Here is an 18,181-nt window from a genome sequence, read left to right on the forward strand (position 1 = left end):
GGCGCGGCGAGCGAAGCAAAGCGATCCCAAGTCTTCGTGCAGCCTGGATTGCCTCGCGTCGCTCGCAATGACGCGAGAGGACATGTGATCGCCCAAAGCCTGCCCAACAAGGCGACTTGATCGGCTGCTCAACCGCCCTGTCGCAGCTTCGCCAGCACCTTCAGCCCGCCATAGCCGTCGGCGGGTGTGAGGCCGGCCTTGGCCTGGAAGTCGCGGATCGCCTTCATGGTGTCGTTGCCGACGCGGCCGTCGGTGCCGCCGGTGTCGAAGCCGGCCGCCGTCAGGCGCTTCTGCATCTCCTGGACCTCGGCCAAGGTCAGCGCGCGCTCGGAGCCGGGGAAGGGCTGCAGGAAGGGCGGCGCCCCCAGGATGCGGTCGCCGAGATGGCAAATCGCGAGCGCGTAGCTCATCGCCGGATTGTAGGACTTCACCGAGTAGAAGTTCGGTCCGAGCAGGAAGGCGGGGCCGCCCTCGACGGGGATCCACAGCTGCGCGGTCGCGTTCGGCTGCGGGAAGGGCTGGCCGTCGGCGCGGGTGACGCCGGCGGCCTGCCATGCCGCATAGGTCCTGCTGCCCGACATGTTGCCGGGTGCCCGCACCTCGTAGCCCCAGTGCTCGCCGCGATGATATTTGCCGCGATTGACGAGATAGCGCGCGGTCGAACCGAGCGCGTCGTCGGGACGGCCGAACGGCGAGATCTTGCCGTCGCCGTCATAGTCGAAGCCGACGTTCAGCCAGACCTCGGGCATCCATTGTGTGTGGCCCATCGCGCCGGCCCAGGAGCCGCGCATCTCCTCCGGCGTGCTCCAGCCGCGGTCGACGATTTTCAGCGCGTTGGTGAGCTCGGTCTCCCAATAGGCCTTGCGGCGCGGCTCGTTCCAGGCGAGCGCGGCGAGCGCGGGAAACACCGGCCGCATGTGGTTCTGCTGCACCAGCGGATCGCCGAACGCGGACTCGACGCCCCACAGCGCCAGCAAGGTGCCGCGCTCGACGCCGAAATCCTTCTCGATGCGCGCGAACAGCGCCTCGTTCTTCGCTAGCGCCGCCTTGCCGTTGATGACGCGCCAGTGGGAGACGCGGCGGTTGATGTATTGCCAGAGCTGCTCCTTGAACTCGGGCTGATTGCGCATCTCCTTGAACACGGTCATGTCCGGCTCGAGCCGTGCCATCACGCGCGTCCAGGTCGCCTGCGAGATGCCCTTGGCAAGCGCGCGGCCGCGGAAGCCGTCGCGCCAGGCGTCGAATTCGGCCGGCGCGGCGGCTGCAGGCAGGGCAGGAACGAGCAGCGCGGCGGCACCAAGGCCGGAACGGAGCAGGGTGCGGCGGGTCGGGGAATCGGGCTGGGTCATGGCCCGCATTCTAGCGGCTGCTGCGGACGGACGGCAGACCCCGCGTGGCGCTCAATCCGGGTGGAACTCGGCGGCGATGCGCGCCAGCCAGCGGCGGATGGTCGCGACATCGCGTTTTCCCAGGCCGGCGGCCAGCCGCTGCTCCAGCGCGGTCGCCCGGCGCCGCGCCTTGGCCAGCAGCGCGAGGCCGCGCGCGGTCAGGGTCCATTGCAGCATCCGGCCATGGACCGGATGCGAAGCCCTGCGAATGGCGCCGTCGCGCTCGAGATTGCCGATGATCACGTTGACGGTCTGCGGCGTCAGCAGGGCCATGCGCGCGCAGTCAGCGCCGGACAGGCCGGGATAGGCCTTCAGCATGGTCAGCACCACGAATTGCGGATGGGTCAGGCCGGTGGAAGCCAGCGCGCGCTCGAGCGATAGCCGCGCCGCAGCCTGGGCCTGGCGCAGCAGATAAGCGAGATGGCCGTCCTCGCCGCGCTTGCCTTCACCGGGCGACGGCAGGGCTTGGCCGGCCGACGCTGTTCGCGCACGAGGCGGGCGCGACTGCAGCGTGGACGGACGGCCCGGCGGCCTTCGCTTCGTCGATCGAGAGCTTGCCTTGCGCATGGTATCAGAGCTCTGATAAATTATCAGAAGGCTGATAACATAAGAGACGTCAAATGTCACACGCGCGCAGCGATTGCACGAGTTTCAGGAACCAGGCGCCGGAGCTCTACGATGCCATCCTCGCGGTGAGCCAGCAGGCGGCCAAGGCCGGTCTCGACAAGCAACTGCTCGAACTGGTCAAGATCCGGGCGTCGCAGATCAACGGCTGTGCGTTCTGCGTGCAGCATCACGTGCTGCTGGCCGAGAAGCTCGGCGTGTCCGCCGACAAGATCAACCTCGTCGTCGCCTGGCGCGAAGCGCCGCAATTTTCGCCCCGGGAGCGCGCGGCGCTCGCCTTCACCGAGGCATTGACCAAGCTGGATGGCGGCGTCAGCGACGAGGTCTATGGGTTGGCGCGCGCCGAATTCTCCGAGACGGAGTTGGTGTTTCTGACCTCGGCCATCGGTGTCATCAATCTCTGGAATCGCTACGGCGTCGCCTTCCGCTGGACGCCGGCGGAGCGGCCGGCGCGCGCCATGACCTGAGCTGCAGGGAACCGCGGCCAAGCCGCGCGAGTTGTGTCTTCAAACGAGGAGGCGCACATGACCGAGCCGAACGAGGCGCTCAAGCCGGACGATTTCCCGCTCGAGGCGGAAAAGGGCCGCGTCTGCCGCCAGGACGGCAAGCCGATCGCGCGCACCGACACCGAAGCGATGGCCCACGAGATCGCCGAGCGTCTCAATGCCGAGGAGCATCGCCGGGAAGAGGACAAATGGTCGGCGTGAGATCGGCCGCTTGCAGTCGTGAACGGCCGGATCAAGTCCGGCCATGGCGATGCGGCGGCCGCCGGCCGTAGCTCAGAACGGATTCGCCGGCTGCGCGCGCTTGGGCCCTTCGGGCTTGGGCTCCACGGCCAGCCTCGGGTCGGTCGGCATCACGCGCGCGCCGGCAGCACGCGCGACCTGTCCGGTGGCCGATTGGCGCGCCTGCTCGGCGGATTTGATCTCCGGCGGATGCCAGCGGTCGCGCACCAGCATCGTCAGCGCGCCGACGCAGAGGAGCGCGATCGCCGCTGACACCAGCGCCAGCCCAGTCCTGCGATGAGGCGTGTCTGTCACCATCCGCGATCCTCCTTCGACCACTAACCCGCGGGCGGGGAGGTCGGTTCCGGCAAGCCGGGCCGCGGCGCGATCAGTTCCGATCACGCCCTGCGGCGGCATCGGCCTGTGGGCCGGCGGCGGGCGGAAGCGCACCGGTCATCGCCGGCGCCGGCGTGACGGCTGACGACAGCGCCGGTGGCGTCGTCTCCGGGCCGATCTCGCGGCCACGGCCGCCGATCAGGCGCTCATAGGCGGCGACCAGCGTCGTATAGGGATTGACCCAGATCCAGCCGTCGCGCGTGAACAATTGCACGTCGAAATGCAAATGGCGCGTGGTGCCGTTGGGATGGTCGAGATAGTTCGAGACCACGCCGATCGGTTCGCCTTCGCGCAACGGCCGGCCGTTGAGCAGGCCGTCTTTGTCCATCGCCATCGGGTTCATGTGCATGTAGCGGAAGCGGATATGCTCGGTGCCGCTGTTGACCTGCACGGTCACCGCCTGCTGCTTGGCCGATCGGATCACCACGCCGTCGCGCACCGCGAGCACGCGCTGCTGCCACGGATCGCAGCCATCGGGGCCGTCGCGCCGCGCGGGACAGGCGCCGGGCCGGATGTCCTGGCCCTGATGGCCGAGGCCGCTGGCGCATTGGCCGACATTGAAATCGCGCGCCTCGCAGAAATTGTCGCGCCAGGGATACTGGCTCCAGGGCTGCTCGAGCTTGTCGCTGGCGCGACGGCGGCCGAACGATTGCGAGTGCACATAGGCCGGCGCATCCAGCGGGAAGCGGATCTGCGCATAGGCGGTGCGGTCGGCCCGGCCGGTCTGGCCGCGCGCGCCGCTATTGGCGACGATGTCGCCCGACGGACGGTAGGTGAAGTCGGCCGAGAAGGTCTCGGGCCGCTCGGCGGCCATCGGCGTCATGGCGGGCGGGAGGCGGGCCGGCAGACCGCCAGCCACCCGCAGCGCCTTCAGGAAGCGCTCGGCGATCGGATAGGCCTCGCGGCAGGCCAGCCGTCGCGGCCGCGGCGCACTGTCGAGGCATTGGATCGAGACCACATAGGGCACGCCGAAGCGGGTGAAGGCGTAGCGCACATAGCCTTCGCGGATGAAACGGCGCAGGTCAGGATAATATGCGGCCAGCGCCTTGACCGGATCTCCCTTGCCGCCGGCCGGATCGGCGATGTCGTAGGTGATGGCCGAGCCAGTGATCTGGATCTCGACCGGTTTGGCGAAGACCCGCGACGGCAGGCCATCGGTCGTCTCCGCCGGCAGCGAGAACACCGCGTCGTAGCCGGACGGGCCGGCGGCGAACAGGTCGGTGTGAAAATCGGCCTGGACATCCTTCGGAGATGCCCCGGCGCTGGCGCCATGGCGGCGCGCCGCCAGATAGGCGGTGGCATCGAACGGCAGCAAAACGGGGACCGGACTGCGTCCGATCCCCGTGAAGATCGCCGAGGTCACGCCGTTGAGCTGGATCAGCGCAGGCCATCTGCGCGGGTCATCCGGACCGACGCTGCGCCGGCGCGCGCTGAGGGCAAAGTCGGCGGCGACCTCGGGCGCCGCGTTGAGCTCGGAGCGCAATTGGTCCGACGCGGCTCGCCAATCGGTGCGATGGACCGTGCGGGCCGGCGAGGCGAAGCCGTCGGCCGCGCGCCCTGCGGACGGCGCGGCCAGCATCATGATCGCCGCCAGGACGGCAACCGTGATGATGCGTCTTGCCCCTCTGCTTGCCCCCAATCCCGCACGCCCCCCGGCGTCAGATCAAGCCATGCCCTGTGCGGGCCTCAGTCCTTGGCGCGCTCGCAATACGAGCCGTCTTCGGTCATGACGACGATGCGGGTGCCGACCGTGATGTGCGGCGGCACGCCGGTGCGCACGCCATTGGACAGCACCGCCGGCTTGTAGGACGACGACGCGGTCTGGCCCTTGGTGACCGGCTCGGTGTCGACGACCTCGAGCGTGACGCGCTGGGGCAGCGCGATCGACACCGGGACGACGTCGTGCATCGAGAGCTTGACGGTCATGTTCTCCTGGAGATACGCCGCCTGCGAACCGACGACGTCCTTCGGCACCAGCACCTGGTCGTAGGTCTCCGGGTTCATGAAGTGGAAGCCGTCCGGATCCTCGTACAGATAAGTGTAGTTGCGCTCCTCGATCGTGACCTTCTCGACCTGGTCGGTGGTCTTGTAGCGCTCCGAGATCTTCACGCCATCGCTGATTCGGCGCATTTCGATCTGGCTGACCGGGGTGCCCTTGCCGGGATGGATGTTTTCGGCCGTCACGACGACGTAGAGCTTGCCGTCTTGCTCAATGACGTTACCCTTGCGAATAGAGCTGGCGATGACTTTCAAAGCTGTTTTTCCTGATCTAGGGGCCCGGCAACGGGCAGCGCCGGGCGGCGGTCGGACGCCGGGTTCGGTTTCGGGGCGCAACATACTGATTTTGTCCGGCCTTGCCAGTCTTTTACAGCCCCGGCGACAGATCCGATGATGTCCGGGGAGCCCAAACCCTCGCCGTGGTGGTCGCCCCAGCGCCATGCCGACGTCCGGCCGTTCCTGCAAGCGCGGGCCGCGATCATGCGCGCGGTGCGGGCCTGGTTCGCGGAGCAGGGGTTCACCGAGGTCGAAACCGGCATCCTGCAGGTGTCGCCGGGCAACGAGACCCATCTGCACGCCCCGGCGACCGAGCTCACGGGGGCGGACGGAACCCGCTTGAAAAGGTATCTCAGAACCTCACCGGAATTCGCCTGCAAGAAGCTCCTGGCCGCCGGGGAGCGCCGCATCTTCGAATTCGCCCGGGTGTTCCGCGACCGCGAGCGCGGCGACCTGCATCTGCCGGAATTCACGATGCTGGAATGGTACCGGGCCGAGGCGCCTTATGATGCCATCATGGCCGACGCCGTCGTCCTGATCGCTCACGCCGCCCAGGCGACCGGAATCCAACAATTTTCGTTCCGCGGCCGGACCGCCGATCCGTTCGCCGAGCCCGAGCTGCTGACGGTCGCTGCGGCCTTCGCGCGCTACGCCGGCATCGATCTGCTGGCCACGATCCGCAACCGCACGGGCGACCGCGCGGCGCTGGCCGCGGCCGCGGCGGGCAAGATCCGGATCAGCGACGACGACACCTGGTCGGACCTGTTCAGCAAGCTGCTGGTCGAGCATGTCGAGCCGCATCTCGGACAGGGCCGCCTCACGGTGCTGTATGAATATCCGAGCCCGGAAGCCGCGCTGGCGCGGGTCAAGGCAGGGCAGCCTGAGGTCGCCGAGCGCTTCGAGGTCTATGCCTGCGGCGTCGAGCTCGCCAACGGCTTTGGCGAACTGACCGATGCAGCCGAGCAGCGCCGGCGGTTCGAGCAGGACATGACCGAGAAGCAGCGGCGCTATGGCGAGCGCTACCCGCTGGATGAGGATTTCCTGGCCGCGGTCGCCGAGATGCCGCAAGCCAGCGGCGTTGCGCTCGGCTTCGACCGGCTGGTGATGCTGGCGTCGGGCGCTGCCAGAATCGATCAGGTGGTGTGGACGCCACCGGCAGGTGAGCGATGAACAGAATTGAACGGCCCACGACATTGCGCAGCGCTGCCGACCTGGTTGCGCAGGGCCTCGCTGCGCCGTCCGACGAGGCGACGCTGGAGCGCGTGGCGCAGCGTTATGCCGTCGCGGTGACGACGCATCTCGCCGACCTGATCGACGCTGACGATCCCGACGATCCGATCGCCCGCCAATTCGTGCCGTCGGCGGACGAGTTGAAGGCGCATCCCGGCGAGCGCGGCGATCCGATCGGCGACGATGCGCATGCGCCGGTGCCGGGCATCGTGCACCGTTATCCCGATCGCGTGCTGCTCAAGCTCGTGCATGTCTGCGCCGTGTATTGCCGCTTCTGCTTCCGCCGCGAGATGGTCGGGCCGGGCAAGGACAATGCGCTGTCCGAGGAGGCGTATCGCGCCGCGCTCGCTTACATCCGATCCCATGGCGAGATCTGGGAGGTGATCCTGACCGGCGGCGATCCGCTGATGCTGTCGCCGCGGCGGTTGAAGGAGATCATGGCCGATCTCGCCGCCATCGATCACGTCAGGATCATCCGCATCCATACGCGCCTGCCGGTTGCCGATCCCCAGCGCATCACGGCGGCGCTGGTCGATGCGTTGAAGGTGCAGGGCGCCGCGACCTGGGTGGCGCTGCACGCCAATCATCCGCGCGAATTGAATGCCGCGGTACGGAGCGCCTGCGCCCGGTTGATCGACGCGGGAATTCCGCTGGTCAGCCAATCCGTGCTGCTGCGCGGGGTCAATGACGATGTGGCCACCCTGGAGGCTCTGATGCGCGCCTTCGTCGAGACGCGCATCAAGCCCTATTATCTCCACCACGGTGATCTCGCGCCGGGGACGGCGCATCTGCGCACAACCCTGGAGCATGGCCAGTCGCTGCTTCGCGCATTGCGCGGCCGGGTGTCCGGTCTGTGCCAGCCCGATTACGTGCTCGACATTCCCGGCGGCTACGGCAAGGCCCCGGTGGGGCCGCAATACCTCACTGCGGAGGATTTTGTTGAGCAGGATCATGCCGCAGGTACGCAAACCCGCTATCGTGTGATTGACTATTGCGGCGAGGCGCATCTCTATCCGCCCGCGGCCGAGTGAAGTGTCCGGCCGATTCCGCTGACACGGAGGAGCAACATGAAGAGACTTGCGATCGCGATGGGGCTCCTGATCCTCGTGACCGATGGCGCGACGTTGGCGCAGAGCACCGGCGCAAACAGCGATGCATCGATGCAGATGCAGAAGAAGCGCCGTCAGCCGCGCCCGAGCGATCTGCCCAAGGCCGAGCAGGCCGCGGAGGACAGTTCGATGAGCAATGTCAGCAAGGAAGACCGCGAGCTCGATCGCAAAATCAAGAGCATCTGCCGCGGCTGCTGAGCACGGCGAGCTTGCCGCGCGCCGATCGTGGACCGTGGCCAGGCTGAGCGGATCATGGTGCTTCGGCGTCGCGAGCCCATGCGAGCACTTCGTCGAAGCCGGGCTCCGACACGCCTCGCATGAAGGTGGCGAGCGACATCATGCCGAATGCCCTGGCGATGTCAGGCCCATCAACGGCGAGGCGTCCCTCGAGGACGGCGCGGTGGAATTCGGCGGGCGTCAGACCGTCGATCGTGTGTTCCGGCGCGGCGCCGGGGCCGGCGGCCAACGCCTCCAGCGCAATGCCGCCGTAGAACAGCCGGGCCAGCAAACGAGTCACGGCCAGCCGAGCCAAGAAGCTGCGGCTTGGCGTCCTGCCGGCGGCGACGCAGAGAACCTTCGCAAGGTCCTCGGTCGCCGCCAATTCAAAGGTCACAATGGCTAAGTCGAACAGCGGATCGTTGCAGGCTGCGAGCTCCCAGTCGATCAGCCACAGCCGCCTGCCATCGAAGATCAGGTTTCGCGGGTTGGGGTCATTGTGGCTCGAAACCAGACCGCATGGGGTCCAGGGAATGGCAGCGCGGATGCGAGCGAGGTTCTCTCTGTGACCATCCAATAGGCCGCGGGCAAGCAGGCCCGATCTGTCCAAGGTGGCGAGCACCGTGGCAACGATGTCGCCCGGCTGGTCCAGCGGCACGAAAGTCGGCGTCGACTGCAGCCGGTTGACGAGACCGCCGAGCTCTCGGACCAGTCCAGCTGTATTCCCCGGATGCTCGGACAGCGGTCGCGGATCGACGAAGTCCATAATGGCGACGCCACCCACCGGGTCGGCATAATGCACAGCGGGCGCTACGCCTGCCGCTGCCGCAATCGTCATGCAGGCAAAGCCGCGCCGACGGTGATGAACGGCCGTTCGCTCAGGCTCGACGCGCAGGACGTAGCACCGTTCCCCGATATCGACCCGACAAATCAGCGCTCCCGACACGCCGCCTTTCAGACGCCTGAAGCGAGCAGCCATGCGACCAGCGCCGAACGCTTCGGCGAGAGCGTGGCGTACGATCTCCTGCCGCGATGAGGGGATCAGGTCGAGGCATTCAACCACGTGGGTACTCCGGCTGTGGTGAGCGCGAGAGGAGAACGTCGGGCGTCGAATGCGAACCGGGCAGCCGTCGCGCGCATCGGCAACCTCGCCGGAAGCGGCGCCGGATGGCGCCGCTTTGTTCATCTGTTCGCGTTACGCCGAGCGCTCGCGCACGGACTCGTTGCGCCGTGTCCGCCGCGTGGTGACGGCGTCGGCGAGTTGCTCCAGCACCGCGACCGTCGTGTCCCAACCGATACAGCCGTCGGTGATGCTCTGGCCATAGGTCAGCGGCACGCCCGGCTTGACGTCCTGGCGACCGGCGACGAGATGGCTCTCGATCATCACGCCCATGATGCGCTGCTCGCCGGCCGCGAGCTGGCCGGCGATATCGGCGGCGACGAGCGGCTGGTTCTCCGGCTTCTTGCTGGAATTGGCGTGGCTGGTGTCGATCATCAGCCGCGCCGGCAGGCCGGCCTTGACCAGTTCGCTCGCAGCCTGCTCGACATGGGCCGCGTCGTAGTTCGGGCCGCTGCCGCCGCGCAGGATGATGTGGCAGTCTTCATTGCCGGTGGTGGCCGCGATGCCGGAGCGCCCGCCTTTGGTGACCGCCATGAAATGATGCGGATGGGCGGCTGATTTCACCGCGTCGGCGGCGATGCGGATGTTGCCGTCGGTGCCGTTCTTGAAGCCGACCGGGCAGGACAGGCCGGAGGCCAGCTCGCGATGGATCTGGCTCTCGGTGGTGCGCGCGCCGATCGCGGCCCAGGCGACGAGGTCGGCAATGTATTGCGGCGTTGTCATGTCGAGGAATTCGCATCCCGCGGGCAGGCCGAGATTGTTGACGGCGGACAGCACGTTGCGCGCCAGCCGCAGGCCCTTGTTGATGTCGAAGGAATTGTTGAGATCGGGGTCGTTGATCAGGCCCTTCCAGCCCACCGTGGTGCGCGGCTTCTCGAAATAGACCCGCATCACGATTTCCAGCCGGTCATTGAGACGCTCGCGCAAGGCGGCGAGGCGGCCGGCATAATCGATCGCGGCCTTCGGATCGTGAATGGAGCAGGGGCCGACGATGACCAGCAGGCGATCGTCAGTGCCGTTCAGGATGGCGTGGATCGCGTTGCGCGCGGCCATCACGACGCGGGTGGCGGTGAGGGTGCGCGGGATCTCACCCATCACCTCCACCGGCAGGCTCAATTCCTTGATTTCCTTGATACGAAGATCGTCTGTGGTGCTCAGCACGGCGGGCTCCTGCGTGTCTTGATGCGCACCTGCCGGCAATAAAAAAGCCGCCAGGTCTGGCGGCTTGTTCGGATATCTTGCTGCAATGTGTCAGATTGAGCGCGATCCTCCCGCCGCCAGCGAGCTGTCGTAGCTAAAGTACCAATAATAGCTGGTGGCGAGGGTGATCATGCCAGCCCTATAGCGTCCTGCCGGCGGCTTGTCATCCCGAAAATCGCAACCGCCGAGTCCCAGCCGCAGGTTCTCAGCCGCTGCGTCTCAGCCGTTGCGTGCCGCGAGTGCCATGCCGATCATCGACAGGCCGCCGAACAACAGGTTGATGCCGACCAGGAGGCCGATCGCCCACAACGCGGTGCCGGGCAGGCCGGAAATGATGATGCCGGCGATGGCGATGTCGACGATGCCGGAGATGGCCAGCCACGACCAGCGTCCCGACAATTCGCGCCGATGCTCCAGCGCGTACATGATGGTCGCGACGCCCTCGGCCAGGAAGTAGACGCCGATGACGACCGTGAGCGTCACGGTGCCCTGGACCGGCTGTGCCACCAGAATAAAGCCAGCGATGATGGCCAGCGCGGCCGACAGCAACGACCACCAGAAGCCGGGCATCCCGCGCGCCCAGAAGGTGAGCGCAAGGCCGGCGATGCCGGAGATCAGAAACATCCAGCCCAGAAAGATGGTGACTGCGAGGCTTGCGAGCGGTGTCAGGATCATCGCGAGGAGGCCGAGAACGGCGAGCAGAATGCCCTCGATGAGGAACGCCTTCCAATGCGCGCGAACTGCAGCTCCCATCTCCGACCGCATGCGTTCGAGTTCGGGGGGGATCGTGTCCTGGGGCAGGGTCATGGTCTCAACTCCGGTCAGGCGCGCTCGATGCCGCACGCTCCGGCCACGGACATGGTGCGGAACCGCCGCCCAGACAAGCACGCGAAGCGCATTTCGTTGCAACCGGGAGGCTGATATGCCGGCTCAGGCGGTCGTGCGGATCCGATTGCGGCCGAAAATGTAGATCGTCGTTGTGACAATCAATAGCGCGGCTCCGAGCAGAATGGCGGTCAGTCCGAGCGGGACGAGCACACCCGCGACATTGCGGTCGGGGTTGAGCAGCCAGTGCCGCACCGAGGTCAGGACGAAGCCGAGCCCGATGAAGCCGGCGGCGCCGCCGAGCAGAACCAGCGCCCACATCCGTCGCAACTGGCTCAGCCGCGCGCGCGCGACGTCGGTGCGCGGCGTGTGATGACGGGCCACCCGCCGCACCAGCCGCACGGCAAGTGCGATCGACGAAAAGCCGATCAGCACGCTGACGCCGCCGAGCCACAGCCGCGCCGTCGGGTCGAGACCCGAGCCTCGTTGCAGCATCAGCAGCGGGTAGTCGAACGCGGCATGCAGCGCCACCGGCGCTGCCAGCACCAGGACCCAGCTCGACCACCGCGCCCAGTCGCGGTTGTGGCGATGGGCGCCCAGCGCCGTCCCGGTGCGGGCGATCGCCAGATACGCACCGGCGATAATGCCGAGTGCGCCATGGAACGGCACCGTGAGGATGCTGCGCAGCACGGCCAAGGACCGCCACATCTCGGCGTGCTGGACGAGATAAGCGAGGTTTTCGTAAGCGGCGAAGCCGAGGCCGACCGCCGCGCCATAGAACACCGTATCCATGGCATTGCCGAACTGCCGGCGCCGCGACGACATCGCCGCGATCACGGCGATCTTGGCAATCTCCTCGGGGATCGACACGCCGAAAATGGCCCGCACCAGCTGCGCCATCCACGGGTTGTCCAACTGCAGTCCAACGTCGCGAAACGGCGCCCTGACGATGCCGAGCAGCAGCACGCTGGCCGCGCCCAGCAGGAAAGCGGTCCAGATCTTGAGCGGCGGTCCAGCATTGTCGCCGGCGGCAACCACAAGCCACAGGATCAGGAGCGCCGGGGCAATGGCAGCCGTGCCAATGACGGTCGGAATGGCTTCAATCAGGTTCATCTGAAATGGCAAATAGGCCGTGTTGTCCGAACATCCAATGCCGCCTGGGGACCCAATCGCGGTTCCCATGCGCAGCTGGACGGTGATGTGAGCTGCGCGCGGCGGGCAACGGTCGGCGGCAGCGGGGCCGCCGGATCGAGATGGCCAGCTGTCAGGTCGTCGCCGGGCCCCGCGTCAGGCTGAGTTCGTGGTTTGACGCGGCCACGCGGCGAAGGGTTCAACAATTGCGGCAGATGCGCGTGGTGCGCGGGGCGGGACTGTCCCCCTCCCGCCGGGAAGGCGGCTCGCGCTGGCTGTCGCCTGCGGTCGCATCGGAACGGCTGCTCGGGGGGATTTCCGCCGTCGTCGGCTTCTCGACACAGCTCAGCCGCGGCACCGGATCGGCGACGCGCCTGCATTCGAGGCCTTCGGCAAAGGCAGACTGGCCGACCGCACATGCAATCATGACAATAGGAAGAAGTTTCATCGTGCCCCTCGCAGTTTACGCTTACGTCTAGCGGCTCCAGCGGAGCCCGTCATGCAGGCATCGCGCCGGTGGCGCGGATCGGCAATACCCGCCTTATTTCGCCCCGAAAACGTGCAATTTTTAGGCGCGCTTTTGCGCAAATTCAAATATCGCGCGTAATCCGGCGGTGCTGTTCGCAGGCAGGCGGGCGGACTCGACGGTCTTGATGTGAGGCAGGGATCGTGGTCGGTTGCCGGGATGATCTCGCCGCCTGCCTCCCGTGCTTCGCAAGTCTCGCTGCCTCGCTACCGCCGCGTCTGGGTCGACGATGCCGTGGCCGCGATCGAGGCTGATCAGTGCCGGACAGCTGATACGCATCTGATCCGCCTCATCGTGCCGGCGCTGGCGGGCATCGACATTTACCTGAAGGACGAATCGACGCATCCGACCGGCAGCCTGAAGCATCGGCTCGCCCGCTCGCTATTTCTCTATGCGCTCTGCAATGGTCACATTCGCGAAGGCACGCCGGTGGTCGAGGCGTCCTCGGGGTCGACCGCGGTGTCGGAGGCCTATTTCGCGCAGATGATCGGCGTGCCGTTCTATGCGGTGATGCCGCGCACCACCTCGCCTGAGAAGATCGCGGCGATCACCCATTATGGCGGCAATTGCCACCTGATCGATGATGGCTGGGCGCTCTATGCCGAGGCGGCTGCGCTCGCGGCGCGGCTCGGTGGTCATTACATGGATCAGTTCACCTTCGCCGAGCGCGCCACCGATTGGCGCGGCAACAACAATATCGCCGAATCGATCTTCAACCAGCTGCAGGGCGAGCGCTGTCCACTGCCGGAATGGATCGTGATGGGCGCCGGCACCGGCGGCACGTCGGCGACCATGGGCCGTTATTTGCGCTATCGCCGTTATCCCACGCGGCTCTGCGTCGCCGACGTCGAGCATTCCGCCTTTTTCGATGCCTTCTGCTCGGGCGATGTCCGGCAGACCTGCGAGAGGCCGTCCCTGATCGAGGGCGTCGGCCGGCCGCGTTGCGAGCCGTCCTTCGTGCCGGGGGTAGTCGACCGCATGATCAAGGTGCCGGACGCGGCCTCGATCGGGGCGATGAGCGTGCTGACAAGGCGGCTGCGCCGGCCGGTCGGCGGCTCGACCGGGACCAACTTCCTGGCGCTATGCCGGCTTGCCTCCGAGATGCGCGAGGCCGGTGTGATCGGATCGGTCGTGACGTTGATCTGCGACTCTGGCGAGCGCTACCGCCAGACCTATTACGATCCGCAATGGCTGGCGGCGCGCGGCCTCGATCCGGCCCCCTATGACGCGGCGCTGTCCGCTTTTCTCGACACCGGCGCGCCGCTCCGCCTCGCCATTCCCGACGCCGTCAATCCGCGAAGTGACTGAAGGGCGGCGGGAGTCGCCGGGGGCGCCGAAGCGGCGCGACGGCGACCTTAGGGGACCGCCAATGCCCGGCCTTGTGCGAGATCCCTGATCTGGATCAACGAACGACCGGCCGAACTGGGCTTTGGTCCGCCCTCGCAACAGACCATTGAACGCTTGCGGAAACTCCGGTCTTTGCGCCGCGGGCAGGGGAAGGACGATCAGGTGATGAACTACGACAGCTATTTCGACCGCGCGCTCGACCAGTTGCACCAGGAGCGCCGCTATCGTGTGTTCGCCGATCTCGAGCGCCTCGCCGGCCGCTTTCCCCGCGCGATCTGGCACGCACCCGACGGCCCCAAGGACGTCGTGATCTGGTGCTCCAACGACTATCTCGGCATGGGCCAGCACCCGAAGGTGATCGGCGCCATGGTCGATGTGGCCGCGCGCATGGGCACCGGCGCCGGCGGCACCCGCAACATTGCCGGCACCAACCATCCGTTGATCGAACTGGAGCGCGAGCTCGCCGACCTCCACGGCAAGCAGGCGGCGCTGGTGTTCACGTCGGGCTATGTCTCCAACGAGACCGGCATCTCGACCATCGCCAAGCTGCTGCCGAACTGCCTGCTGCTCTCGGACGCGCTGAACCACAATTCGATGATCGAGGGCGTGCGCAAGGCCGGCACCGAGAAGCAGGTCTGGCGGCATAACGATATCGCGCATCTCGAAGAGCTGCTGCGGGCAGCCGATCCGGACCGTCCCAAGCTGATCGTGTGCGAAAGCCTGTATTCGATGGATGGCGATGTCGCGCCGCTGCATCGGATCTGCGATCTTGCCGAGCGTTACGGCGCCTTGACCTATGTCGACGAGGTCCATGCCGTCGGCATGTACGGCCCGCGCGGCGGCGGCATTGCCGAGCGCGATGGCGCGATGGCCCGGATCGACATTCTCGAGGGCACGCTGGCCAAGGCGTTCGGCTGCCTCGGCGGCTACATCGCCGCCAACGCCAATCTGATCGACGCTGTCCGGTCCTATGCACCCGGCTTCATCTTCACCACGGCGCTGCCGCCGCCGGTCTGCGCCGCCGCGGCCGCGGCGATCCGCCACCTCAAGACGTCGCAATGGGAGCGCGACCGGCACCAGGATCGGGCTGCCCGGCTCAAGGCCGTGCTGAATGCCGCGGGCCTGCCGGTGATGCCGTCCGACACCCATATCGTGCCGGTGCATGTCGGCGATCCCGAGAAGTGCAAGACGGCGTCCGACCTGCTGCTCTCCGAGCACGGCATCTACATTCAGCCGATCAACTATCCCACGGTGCCACGGGGGCTGGAGCGGCTGCGGATCACCCCGTCGCCCTACCATGATGACGGCCTGATCGACGCGCTCGCCGAGGCGCTGGTCGACGTCTGGGACCGCCTCGGTCTCGCCCGCGCGCCGCAGGCGCTGGCCGCCGAATAGGCCTGTCCCAGCTGACTGTCACGCAGCCCTGTCAGTTTGATCTGCCGCAATGCCGCCCGCGCTCGCGCGGGCGTAGTCTTTTGTGATCGGGGAACAAGCCGGCTCGGCCGGGCCCGGCCGGCAAACAGGCGAGGCAGCCCATGGCCAAGATCATTGAAGCGCTGCTGGAAGAGCACGGCAATATCGAGAAGCTGCTCGCGGTGCTCGAGCACGAGCTCGATCTGTTCGACCACAACCGGCGGCCGGATTACGACATATTGCAGAGCATCATCGCCTATTTCGAGGACTATCCGCAGCGCTGTCACCATCCCAAGGAAGAGATGATCTTCAGCAGGCTGCGCGAGCGCGATCCGGCGGCGGCCGCGACCTATGGCGACGTCGACGACGAGCATGAGAGCGAGGCGCAGCGGTTGCGCGGCTTTGCCGATGCGGTGAACGCGGTGCTGGCGGACCAGGAGATCCTGCGCGAGAGTTTCCACGCCGCGGTCCACCAGTTCATCGACAGCCAGCGCGAGCACCTGCGCAAGGAGGAGACGCTGCTGTTTCCGGCGGCCCTGCATGCGCTGCGGGCCGAGGACTGGGCCGACATCGACGCCCGCATGTCCGACGAGAAGGATCCGCTGTTCGACGGCGACGTGGCGGAGAAATTCCACAACCTCGAACGGACCATATTGCGCTGGGAGCAGGAGGCCGAGCAGGCCCGCCTCGCGGCCGCCAAGTGACATCCTGAAGTGACATCCTGTCTCACCGGCGCTTTGTCTCAATTGCGCCGGGCAGGCAGACCATTATAGTTGCCCATGGGGCAAGGCACTCTTCTCGGAGTTGGCTATGACCGCTTTGAATACTGGGCTCGAGCCGGTCCGGAGCTCGATGGCCAGAGGCGCCGCGGATGCGGCCGCCAAACCGGCGCAGATGCCGATGTCGCGGCAGAACGCGTTCGGCAGCCACGGCTATGACATGTATCCGCAGGAGCTTGTCCGGCTGTCCGGCTGCCAGGAGCTCAAGCTTCGGCGCGAGAAGAAGCGCGCCTTGGTGCTGAGCTGACTTGGTGCTGAGCTGAGGCCAAGCCGCTCCGCCACCACGTGACGGTGTGCCGGCGGCATCTCGGTTGCGGTGCTCGGCGCGTGAGATCGTTTTCATTCACGCCATCAGCGTTAACGCATCATTAACCAGGTCGCGCGACCCTGTTCGCATGCTCCCCCAGGAGTGCGACGGAATCGGACGGCCGGAGCCGACAGTCGCGACAAGAGGCCGGCGGCGTAACGCCCGCCGGCCTTTTTGCTGATCGATCGGCAAACTCAACGCAACGGCCATGGCCATCGCCAAAGCGCTCAGTTGCGCCGTGCCAGCGAACGTAGAAAACCCTGGTATTCCTCGTTCAGCTCCATGTCGACGGCGGGCGCCAGTCTCAGCAGCGCATTCGCGATGAAGGCCTGGTCGTTGCGCGGCTCCTCCAGCACCTCGCGGAGGACCGGGACGTTGTCCTCGATGTGATGCAGGAAGGCGACGCCTTTTTCTGCGGTCTCGGTCCAGCGCGCCCGCGTCCATTTCGCCAGCGGGTACATGACCTCATGGATGAAGTTGGATTTGCGCGCCTTCTCGAAGAAGCGCAGGCCAGCGCTCCAATACTCCTTGGCGCGGAGCGGGGGCGGCGGCAGGTCGCCGGCCAGCATCTTCTTGCCGGCCTGTCCGACGAAGTCATCCAAGGTGGTCGGTGCATCGATCGTGGCGCGGAAGTGCCACAGCGCGAACGAGCCCGGGAAGTCGGTGCCCATCTGAGCGAGCAGCGCGGTCTCGACCTGGTCGAGCGCAGCCTTGTCGCCCTTCAATGACGCCGTCATGGCGAAGGCGAACAGCGCGTCATTGCCGACCTCGTGCACGCCGCCGGTCTTCAGCTGTGCGGCGGACAAAGCAGGCGTGCTGCCATCTGCGGGCACCGTGGCCTCGCCGGCGCGCTGCGCCTTGATGAAGGCGGTGATCTCGAGCCAACCCATCAGGTTGGCAATGAAGGCCTCGGGATCGACATGCACGATCGCGAGATTGAGCGGCTCCTTGCGCGTTCGCAGCTCCGACATGTCGGTCATCTCGCACTCCGTGGCTGTCGCTCGCCGGCCTGTCCGCTGCGATGTCAGCTTTCTGACATCGCTGGGGCGCCGGCGAGACGTGCAGAGGAGGGCAGCAAGAAGGGTGCCATGACATCAGCGTCTTGCGGGCTTCCGACCGCGCCGGAACGAGTCTTGCTGGGGCTGCTTGCGATTCGACAATTGGCAACGGAGCTTCGCCCCGCATGTTCACCCGGGTCTGCAAGGCCGACACGATCGATGAAGGCGGGATGCGTCTCGTCATCGCCGATGCCCACCTCATCATCCTCGCCTGGCCCGACGATGGTGAGCTCAAAGCGTTCCAGGGCGTGTGCCCCCATACGGCGGCGCCGATGGCCGAGGCCGGCTTTGACGGCCGTGTGCTCAGCTGCCCTGTGCATCACTGGACCTGGGATGCGCAGACCGGTCTGCCGCTGCACCCGCAGGAAAGCGCGCTGGCTGCCTATCCGGTCAAGGTCGAGGACGGGGTGGTCTATATCGACACCGATGGCATCTCTCCGTCGTTCGCCGCACGCTGAGCCGCGCCGTTCAGGTCGGGGACGACGCGCACGGGCCGCTTGCCCGGCCGACCAA

General features: G+C 66.8%; 20 protein-coding genes. 10 read left to right on the forward strand and 10 right to left on the reverse strand.

The annotated features are described in order from the left end of the window. Window positions 1-128 precede the first annotated feature (128 nt). Together HL671_RS11660 and HL671_RS11665 are read right to left on the reverse strand one after the other, a co-directional pair. Entirely contained in the window at window positions 129-1,349 is a 1,221-nt protein-coding gene (locus HL671_RS11660) for a lytic murein transglycosylase (RefSeq protein ID WP_172236475.1), read from the reverse strand. Window positions 1,350-1,400: 51 nt separating this feature from the next. Then, window positions 1,401-1,955 carry a MarR family winged helix-turn-helix transcriptional regulator gene (locus HL671_RS11665; protein ID WP_172236476.1) on the reverse strand — a complete coding sequence of 185 codons (555 nt, stop codon included), beginning with the start codon at window positions 1,953-1,955 and terminating at the stop codon, window positions 1,401-1,403. 53 nt (window positions 1,956-2,008) lie between these two features. Between HL671_RS11665 and HL671_RS11670 the strand changes: the two genes are divergently transcribed. Together HL671_RS11670 and HL671_RS11675 are read left to right on the forward strand one after the other, a co-directional pair. Next, window positions 2,009-2,479, forward strand: coding sequence for a carboxymuconolactone decarboxylase family protein (locus HL671_RS11670; RefSeq protein ID WP_172236477.1), 471 nt, complete (start codon window positions 2,009-2,011; stop codon window positions 2,477-2,479). A gap of 57 nt (window positions 2,480-2,536) precedes the next feature. Further along, on the forward strand, window positions 2,537-2,719 hold the full coding sequence (locus tag HL671_RS11675; protein ID WP_012044080.1) for a hypothetical protein: 183 nt from the start codon (window positions 2,537-2,539) through the stop codon (window positions 2,717-2,719). Between the two features lie 72 nt (window positions 2,720-2,791). Here the strand turns inward: HL671_RS11675 and HL671_RS11680 are convergent, their stop codons facing one another. From HL671_RS11680 to efp, 3 genes are all read right to left on the reverse strand, one after another. Then, complete coding sequence (locus tag HL671_RS11680) at window positions 2,792-3,055, reverse strand: hypothetical protein (RefSeq protein WP_012044081.1); 264 nt, start codon at window positions 3,053-3,055, stop codon at window positions 2,792-2,794. A gap of 70 nt (window positions 3,056-3,125) precedes the next feature. Then, window positions 3,126-4,715: a M23 family metallopeptidase gene (locus HL671_RS11685; RefSeq protein ID WP_210263855.1), complete on the reverse strand. Its 1,590-nt coding sequence runs from the start codon at window positions 4,713-4,715 to the stop codon at window positions 3,126-3,128. 104 nt (window positions 4,716-4,819) lie between these two features. Continuing rightward, on the reverse strand, window positions 4,820-5,386 hold the full coding sequence (gene efp, locus HL671_RS11690; RefSeq protein ID WP_012044083.1) for an elongation factor P: 567 nt from the start codon (window positions 5,384-5,386) through the stop codon (window positions 4,820-4,822). Window positions 5,387-5,521: 135 nt separating this feature from the next. Between efp and epmA the strand changes: the two genes are divergently transcribed. From epmA to HL671_RS11705, 3 genes are read left to right on the forward strand one after another with little or no spacing between them, the layout of a single operon-like run. Then, window positions 5,522-6,577 (forward strand): EF-P lysine aminoacylase EpmA, encoded by a 1,056-nt coding sequence (epmA, locus tag HL671_RS11695; RefSeq protein ID WP_012044084.1) that lies wholly within the window; start codon window positions 5,522-5,524, stop codon window positions 6,575-6,577. Continuing rightward, window positions 6,574-7,668 carry a lysine-2,3-aminomutase-like protein gene (locus HL671_RS11700; protein WP_012044085.1) on the forward strand — a complete coding sequence of 365 codons (1,095 nt, stop codon included), beginning with the start codon at window positions 6,574-6,576 and terminating at the stop codon, window positions 7,666-7,668. Before epmA ends, HL671_RS11700 begins: the two co-directional genes overlap by 4 nt. Before the next feature lie 36 nt (window positions 7,669-7,704). Continuing rightward, window positions 7,705-7,944 (forward strand): hypothetical protein, encoded by a 240-nt coding sequence (locus tag HL671_RS11705; RefSeq protein ID WP_012044086.1) that lies wholly within the window; start codon window positions 7,705-7,707, stop codon window positions 7,942-7,944. A 52-nt stretch (window positions 7,945-7,996) separates the two neighbouring features. Here the strand turns inward: HL671_RS11705 and HL671_RS11710 are convergent, their stop codons facing one another. The 4 genes from HL671_RS11710 to HL671_RS11725 all read right to left on the reverse strand — a co-directional run bounded on the left by HL671_RS11710 (window position 7,997) and on the right by HL671_RS11725 (window position 12,220). Next, window positions 7,997-9,148, reverse strand: coding sequence for a phosphotransferase (locus HL671_RS11710; RefSeq protein ID WP_083780678.1), 1,152 nt, complete (start codon window positions 9,146-9,148; stop codon window positions 7,997-7,999). A gap of 9 nt (window positions 9,149-9,157) precedes the next feature. Continuing rightward, entirely contained in the window at window positions 9,158-10,243 is a 1,086-nt protein-coding gene (locus tag HL671_RS11715) for a 3-deoxy-7-phosphoheptulonate synthase (RefSeq protein WP_012044088.1), read from the reverse strand. 258 nt (window positions 10,244-10,501) lie between these two features. Continuing rightward, complete coding sequence (locus HL671_RS11720) at window positions 10,502-11,089, reverse strand: HdeD family acid-resistance protein (protein WP_012044089.1); 588 nt, start codon at window positions 11,087-11,089, stop codon at window positions 10,502-10,504. 123 nt (window positions 11,090-11,212) lie between these two features. Then, on the reverse strand, window positions 11,213-12,220 hold the full coding sequence (locus tag HL671_RS11725) for a PrsW family intramembrane metalloprotease (RefSeq protein WP_172236478.1): 1,008 nt from the start codon (window positions 12,218-12,220) through the stop codon (window positions 11,213-11,215). A gap of 703 nt (window positions 12,221-12,923) precedes the next feature. Between HL671_RS11725 and HL671_RS11730 the strand changes: the two genes are divergently transcribed. The 4 genes from HL671_RS11730 to HL671_RS11745 all read left to right on the forward strand — a co-directional run bounded on the left by HL671_RS11730 (window position 12,924) and on the right by HL671_RS11745 (window position 16,550). Then, on the forward strand, window positions 12,924-14,072 hold the full coding sequence (locus HL671_RS11730; protein ID WP_172236479.1) for a PLP-dependent cysteine synthase family protein: 1,149 nt from the start codon (window positions 12,924-12,926) through the stop codon (window positions 14,070-14,072). A gap of 204 nt (window positions 14,073-14,276) precedes the next feature. Beyond that, window positions 14,277-15,506, forward strand: a complete 1,230-nt coding sequence (hemA, locus tag HL671_RS11735; RefSeq protein ID WP_172236480.1) for a 5-aminolevulinate synthase — start codon at window positions 14,277-14,279, stop codon at window positions 15,504-15,506. Between the two features lie 140 nt (window positions 15,507-15,646). After that, window positions 15,647-16,228 (forward strand): hemerythrin domain-containing protein, encoded by a 582-nt coding sequence (locus HL671_RS11740; protein ID WP_012044094.1) that lies wholly within the window; start codon window positions 15,647-15,649, stop codon window positions 16,226-16,228. Between the two features lie 106 nt (window positions 16,229-16,334). Further along, window positions 16,335-16,550, forward strand: a complete 216-nt coding sequence (locus HL671_RS11745) for a hypothetical protein (protein WP_172236481.1) — start codon at window positions 16,335-16,337, stop codon at window positions 16,548-16,550. A gap of 287 nt (window positions 16,551-16,837) precedes the next feature. Here the strand turns inward: HL671_RS11745 and HL671_RS11750 are convergent, their stop codons facing one another. Then, the gene (locus HL671_RS11750) at window positions 16,838-17,590 is read right to left on the reverse strand and encodes a hypothetical protein (RefSeq protein WP_172236482.1); all 753 of its coding nucleotides are present in this window, start codon (window positions 17,588-17,590) and stop codon (window positions 16,838-16,840) included. A 203-nt stretch (window positions 17,591-17,793) separates the two neighbouring features. Between HL671_RS11750 and HL671_RS11755 the strand changes: the two genes are divergently transcribed. Continuing rightward, window positions 17,794-18,126 (forward strand): monooxygenase system ferredoxin subunit, encoded by a 333-nt coding sequence (locus HL671_RS11755; RefSeq protein WP_012044097.1) that lies wholly within the window; start codon window positions 17,794-17,796, stop codon window positions 18,124-18,126. Window positions 18,127-18,181: the final 55 nt, after the last annotated feature.

The sequence above is a fragment of the Bradyrhizobium denitrificans genome, from assembly GCF_013179005.1.
Classification (GTDB): Bacteria; Pseudomonadota; Alphaproteobacteria; order Rhizobiales; family Xanthobacteraceae; genus Bradyrhizobium; species Bradyrhizobium denitrificans.